A 6,428-nucleotide genomic window follows, 5' to 3' on the forward strand; every position below is an offset into this window, starting at 1 on the left:
GTCTTGACGCCCTCCGCGTCATTCCGGGGCCGCGCAGCGGAGTCCGGGATGACGCGGAGGGTTTGACTTCGGCCAGAGCTAACAAGCCGGCTCTCACGCGCGCCAGCGCGGCACGCGTCCGCCGTGCATCTCTTCGCCCTGCTGCCCGCCCCGGCTGCCGAGCAGCGGCGCGAGCTCACCGAACGGCACCGGCCGGCCGAGCCAGAATCCCTGCGCCCCCGTGCAGCCCGCCGCCCGCAACCCGGCGAGCTGCGCCTCGGTCTCGACCCCCTTGGCGACGACCGCCCGGCCAAGCGCCCGCCCCAGCCCGACGACCGCGTGCAGGAGCCCGGCGCTCTCTGAGACAGCCGCCGAGGCCGAGAGCGCCCGGTCGAGCTTGATCCGCCCGAAGGGCAGGCGCTGCAGGGCGCCGAGGGAGGAGGCGCCGGCGCCGAAATCGTCGAAGGCGAGCCCGACGCCGAGGCCGGCAAGCTCCGCCAGCCCCCCGCTCTCCTCCGCGACCGCGCTCTCGGCGATGTCCAGCTCCAGGCGCGCGGGCGCTTCCCCGGCCGCCGCCAGGGCGGCCCGGACGGTGGCGGCGAGGCCGGGCTGGCGCAGCTGCGCGCCCGCGACGTTCACCACCACCCGCATTCCCGGCGGGAGCCCGCGCGCGTCGCGCAGGGCACCGCGCAGGACCCACTCGCCGAGGGGCACGGCGAGGCCGGTCTCCTCGGCCAGCGCCAGGAACGCGGCAGGGCCGAGGAGGCCGCGGGCCGGATGATGCCAGCGCAGCAGCGCCTCCACCGCCGCGACCCGGCCCGTCGCGAGATCGAAGACCGGCTGGTAATGCAGGGCGAACTCGCCGCGCTGGAGCGCCAGGCGCAGGTCGCATTCGAGGCGGCGGCGCTCCTCCGCCGCACGGTCCATGGCGGCGGCGAAGAGGCGGTAAGTGTTGCGCCCCTCCGATTTCGCCCGGTAAAGCGCCATGTCGGCCCGCTTGAGCAGGGTGTCGCTGTCGACCCCGTGCTCGGGCGCGACGGCGATGCCGATGCTGACCCCGACCGTCGCCTCCCGTCCGCCGAGATCCACCGGCACACGCAAGGCCGCGACCAGACGTTCGGCCGTCGCGGCGGCGCTCTCCGCGCAAGGCTCCCCGCCGAGCAGGATCGCGAACTCGTCGCCCCCCAGGCGCGCCGGCAGGTCCTCCTGCCGCAGGGCGTCGCGGATCCGCCCCGCGACCTCGCGCAGCAGGGTGTCGCCGGCCGAGTGGCCGAGAGTGTCGTTGACCGCCTTGAACGCGTCGAGGTCGAGGCAGAGCACGCCGCAGGTCCCGCCGTGGCGCCGGAGCGCGGCGAGGCGCCGGTCGAGGCTGTCGCGGAACAGGGCCCGGTTCGGCAGCCCGGTCAGGCCATCGTGCCGGGCCATGTGGGCGACCTGCGCGTCCGCCGCCTTGCGGGCGGTGACGTCGGTATAGGTGCGCACCGCCCCGCCGGTGGGAAGCGGCACGGTGCGGATCTCCAGGACGGTCCCGTTCGGCCGCTCGCGCTCGTAGGTGTGAGGATGCAGCGTGATCGGCGCGTGCGCGACCTGATCGCGCAAGGGGGCGTCGCACTTCGAGAAGTCGTCCTGCGCGACCTGGTGGCGCCGCACCGCGTCGAAGCTCGGCCCCGAGCGCATCAGGTCCCGCGGCAGGTCGAGGAGCGCGATGGCCCGCTCGTTGCAGACCCGGACGATGCCGGCCTCGTCGATCATCATCAGGCCCTGGTCCATGTGCTCCAGGGTGGCGTCGAGGAGGGTGGTGCTGGCGCGCAGCTCGGCCTCGGCGCGGTCGACCTCGGTGACGTCCTGCACGCTGCCGAACAGGGCCACGGCCGCGCCGGCCTCGTCCAGTTCGCAGATGCCGCGTGAGACGATGGTTCGGACCTCGCCGTCCGCCCGCACGATCCGGGCCTTGAACGAGAACCCCTCCCGATGCTCCCGCGCCGCGGCGACGAGGGCCATGATCCGCCCGCGATCCTCCGGGTGGTAGTAGCCGAGGGCCTCCTCGACGTTCACGACCGGATCGCCCGGCGCCCGCCCGTGCATGCGGCAGACCTCGTCCGACCAAGCGACGGCGCCGGAGGCGAGATCGACCCGCCAGTGGCCGATCCGGGCCATCTGCTCGGCGAGCGTCAGGTTGCGGTTGGCGAAGGCCAGGGCCTCCTCGCTCGCCCGCCGGCGCAGGGCCTCGGCTTGGCTGGCGATGCGGGCCTCGTAGTGCCGCAGCTGCGACACCACGATCGCCGCGAGGTCGGCGAGGTGCGCGGTCTCGTCCTCCGAGAACCGGCGCGGGACGGTGTCGCCGAGGCACAGGGTGCCGAGGGCCAGGCCGGGCTGCAGCGCCAGCGGCACGCCGGCGTAGAACCGCACGCCCGCCTTGCCGGTCACCAGCGCTGAGCCGCGAAGGCGCGGGTCCCGGCCTGCATCCTCGACCACGAGGGGCGCGTCGCTCAGGATGACGCGGTCGCAGAAGGCCGCGTCCCGGGCGGTCGGACCGAAGGCGATGCCGGCGGAGGCCTTGCACCACAGCCGGTCGGCATCGACCAGCGAGATCCACGCGTAGGGCACCCGGAATAGCGCGCGGGCGAGCCGGCAGACTGCGTCGAACTGGGCCTCGGGGGGCGTGTCGAGGATGCCGAGCGCGTGCAGGGCGGAGAGGCGTTCGGCCTCCCGGTCGGGACGAGGGTGCACCACGACGCTCCTTGCCGGCGGGTCGGCGCTGGAACGCCAGGCGGGACTCGACACAACGTTACAAACGTTAAGCAGCCGTTAAACCGCACCCGCTGCGCCACGTCGCTGTGGACGAGACGGCCTAGGTCGGGCGATGTACGTCACGGTCGGGGTGCGGCATGATGCCGGCATTCTCCGTCGCGCGGCGATGAACTGCCTCTGAACGAACGAGTATTGTCGTCTCTTTCCGGCGCGGCGCTCGTCGATCTATGATCGCAGCGCCTGGTCTCCGGCCGTCACGGGCGCGACGACCGGATCGTCGTCTCACGCGGTCAGCGCCCGGCTGATCACGATGCGCTGGACGTCGCTGGTGCCCTCGTAGATCTGGCACACCCGCACATCGCGATAAATCTGCTCGACCGGATAGTCGCCGAGGTAGCCGTAGCCGCCGTGGATCTGGATCGCATCGGAGCAGACCGCCTCCGCCATCTCGGAGGCGAAGAGCTTGGCCATCGCCGCCTCCTTCAGGCAGGGCTGACCGGCATCGCGCAGCCGCGCGGCGTTCAGCACCAGGAGGCGCGCGGCCTCGATCTTCGTCGCCATGTCGGCGAGCCGGAAGGCGACCGCCTGGTGCTGGTTCAGCTTCTGGCCGAAGGTCTCGCGCTCGCCCGCATAGGCGAGCGCCGCCTCGAAGGCCGCGCGGGCCATGCCGACGGCCTGGGCGGCGATGCCGATCCGCCCGCCCTCGAGGTTCGAGAGGGCGATCTTCAGGCCCTCGCCCTCCTGACCGAGCATCAGGTCGGGGGTGAGCTCCATCTCCTCGAACACGATCTGGGCGGTGTCCGAGCAGCGCTGCCCGAGCTTGTGCTCGATCCGCGCCACCTTGTAGCCCGGCGTCTTCGTCGGCACGATGAAGGCCGAGATGCCGCGTTTTCCCGCCGCCGGGTCGGTCACCGCGAACACGATGGCGACGTCCGCATTCGCCCCCGAGGTGATGAACTGCTTCGTGCCCGAGAGCACCCAGGCATTGCCCTTGCGCCGCGCCCGGGTCTTGAGGGCGGCGGCGTCCGAGCCGGCGCCGGGCTCGGTCAGGCAGAAGGCGCCGAGCTGCTCGCCGCGGGCCAGCGGCCCGAGGAACCGCTGCTTCTGCTCGTCGCTGCCGAATTTCAGGATCGGCATGCAGCCGACCGAGTTGTGCACGCTCATCACCGTCGAGACCGCGCCGTCGCCGGCCGCCACCTCCTCGATGGCGAGCGCGTAGGCGACGTGGTCGGCGGCCGCCCCCCCGTGCTCCTCGGGCACCAGCATGCCCATGAAGCCCAGCGCCCCCATCTCGGCGATCGCCTCGCGGGGAAAGCGCGCCTCGCGGTCCCACTCGGCCGAGAACGGCTTCAGGCGCTCCCGCGCGAAGCTGCGGGCGGTGTCGCGGATCAGGATCTGGTCGTCGCTCAGCATGACGCGATCGCCTTCGCTTGCCCCCTCACTTCGGCTGCATCCGGAGCGCCCCGTCGAGGCGGATCACCTCGCCGTTGAGCATCGGGTTGTCGATGATCGCGAGCGCCAGCTTCGCGTATTCCTCCGGCCGGCCGAGGCGCGAGGGGAAGGGCACCGCGGCGCCGAGCGAATCCTGCACCTCCTGCGGCAGGCCGCGCAGCATCGGAGTCTCGAAGATGCCCGGCGCGATGGCGCAGACCCGGATGCCGGCGGGGGCGAATTCCCGCGCCGCCGGCAGGGTGAGGCCGACGATGCCGGCTTTCGAGGAGGCGTAGGCCGCCTGGCCCACCTGGCCCTCGTAGGCGGCGATCGAGGCGGTGGAGATGATGACGCCGCGCTCGCCCCCCTCCAGCGGATCGAGGGCGAGCGCGCCCGCCGCCACGAGGCGCATCAGGTTGAAGCTGCCGATCAGGTTGACCTGGATCACCTTGGCGTAAGCCTGAAGATCGATCGGGCCGTTGCGGCCGACGATTTTTCCGGCCGTCGCGACGCCGGCGCAGTTGACCAGGATGCGGGCCGGTCCGTGCGCCTCCGCCGCCCGGGCGATCGCGGCCTCGGCGCTACCCGCGTCCGCGACGTCGCAGGGCAGGGCGATCCCGCCGATCTCACCGGCGACCTCGGCCGCGGCCCCCTCGTTGAGATCGAGGAGCGCGACCTTCGCGCCCGCCGCCGCCAGCGCCCGGCCGGTCGCCGCGCCCAGGCCCGATCCGCCGCCCGTGACGATCGCCGCTACGCCGTTGACCTTCATGCCGAGTCCTCCCGTCTCGTGGCCCCACTCGTCCGGTGGGTGAGCCCGTCGCGTGCACCGCGCGCCCGTGGCGAAGGGCGAGCCGGTCTGCTACGCGGCAAGGCATGGGTCCCATCGCTATGGATCGGACCAGATATCGTCAAGGCACGCCGGGTCAGGCGACGACAAGCGCCGGGCGACGACCACCGGGGGGAGGGCGGCACATGAACCCGTGTCATCAGGGCGGGCCCCTCGCGGGCCTGCGCATCGTCGAGTTCGCCGGGATCGGCCCCGGCCCCTTCGCGGCCATGCTGCTCGCCGATATGGGCGCCGAGCTGGTGCGGCTCGACCGGCCCGGCGGCAGCGACCCCTACTCCAAGACCATCGTCTCGCGCGGGCGCCCGACCGTGACGGTGGACCTGAAGGACGACGACGACCGCGCCGGCACTCTCGCGCTCCTGGACCGCGCCGACGCCCTGATCGAAGGATTTCGCCCCGGGGTGATGGAACGGCTCGGGCTCGGGCCCGAGATCGTGCTCGCCCGCAACCCGCGCCTCGTCTACGGCCGCATGACCGGCTGGGGCCAGGAGGGCCCGCTGGCGAGATCGGCCGGCCACGACATCACCTATATGGCGGTCACCGGCGCCCTCGCGGCGATCGGGCCGGCGGAGCACCCGGTGCCGCCGCTCAACCTCGTCGGCGATTACGGCGGCGGCTCGCTCTACCTCGTCGCCGGAATCCTCGCCGCCCTGCTCTCGGTTGGCCGTACGGGTCGAGGCCAGGTCGTCGACGCGGCAATCTGCGACGGCGCCGCCTCCCTGATGGCGATGTTTTCGGAGCTCGCCTCGCAAGGGCGCTGGAGCGACCGGCGCGAGGCGAACCTGCTCGATGGCGGTGCGCCCTGGTACCGCACCTATGCCTGCCGCGACGGCCGGCACATCGCGATCGGTCCCCTCGAACCTCAATTCTACGCCCTCTTCCGCCGCCTCACCGGTCTCGATTCCGACCCGGATTTCGACCGGCGCGACGATCCGGTGATGTGGCCGACCCTGCGGCGCAAGCTCGAGACCCTGTTCGCCGAGAGGACGCGGGACGAGTGGTGCCGGCTCCTAGAAGGGACGGATGCCTGCGTCGCCCCGGTCCTCAGCCTGAGCGAGGCCGCCGGCCACCCGCACCTCGCGGCGCGCGAGACTTTCGTCACCGTCGGCGGCACGGTTCAGCCCGCACCGGCACCCCGGTTCTCCGGCACGCCTTCGGCAATCCGGCCCCCACCGGGACCGCTGACGCTGATCGAGGCGATCGCCCGCTGGAGCGGGGAGGGGAGTTTTCGAAGCTGAGCCGGAGAAATGAGTGTTGACGGCCCTGGGAATGGGGCTTATACGACCACCCATCGGCGCCGGCCGCTCCCGCGGACCGGTCGCTGAAACGTCTTCGAGACAGTCTGGGCCGGCAAGCCTGACCTTGGTCAGGTGCTGGTCCTGTTGTTGCCGACGATCGCCGGTTCGGACCGGCCTGCTCT

Annotated in this window: 4 protein-coding genes; 1 reads left to right on the forward strand and 3 read right to left on the reverse strand. The window is 72.6% G+C overall.

The window, feature by feature from the left end:
• Nucleotides 1-93: 93 nt before the first annotated feature.
• The 3 genes from DK412_RS10105 to DK412_RS10115 all read right to left on the reverse strand — a co-directional run bounded on the left by DK412_RS10105 (nucleotide 94) and on the right by DK412_RS10115 (nucleotide 4,930).
• Nucleotides 94-2,709, reverse strand: coding sequence for an EAL domain-containing protein (locus tag DK412_RS10105; RefSeq protein WP_162596170.1), 2,616 nt, complete (start codon nucleotides 2,707-2,709; stop codon nucleotides 94-96).
• Nucleotides 2,710-3,012: 303 nt separating this feature from the next.
• The gene (locus DK412_RS10110) at nucleotides 3,013-4,143 is read right to left on the reverse strand and encodes an acyl-CoA dehydrogenase family protein (RefSeq protein WP_109971852.1); all 1,131 of its coding nucleotides are present in this window, start codon (nucleotides 4,141-4,143) and stop codon (nucleotides 3,013-3,015) included.
• Nucleotides 4,144-4,168: 25 nt separating this feature from the next.
• Entirely contained in the window at nucleotides 4,169-4,930 is a 762-nt protein-coding gene (locus tag DK412_RS10115; protein WP_109971853.1) for an SDR family NAD(P)-dependent oxidoreductase, read from the reverse strand.
• 203 nt (nucleotides 4,931-5,133) lie between these two features.
• Between DK412_RS10115 and DK412_RS10120 the strand changes: the two genes are divergently transcribed.
• Nucleotides 5,134-6,246 carry a CaiB/BaiF CoA-transferase family protein gene (locus DK412_RS10120; protein WP_109971854.1) on the forward strand — a complete coding sequence of 371 codons (1,113 nt, stop codon included), beginning with the start codon at nucleotides 5,134-5,136 and terminating at the stop codon, nucleotides 6,244-6,246.
• Nucleotides 6,247-6,428: the final 182 nt, after the last annotated feature.

Source organism: Methylobacterium sp. 17Sr1-1, assembly GCF_003173775.1.
Lineage (GTDB): Bacteria > Pseudomonadota > Alphaproteobacteria > Rhizobiales > Beijerinckiaceae > Methylobacterium.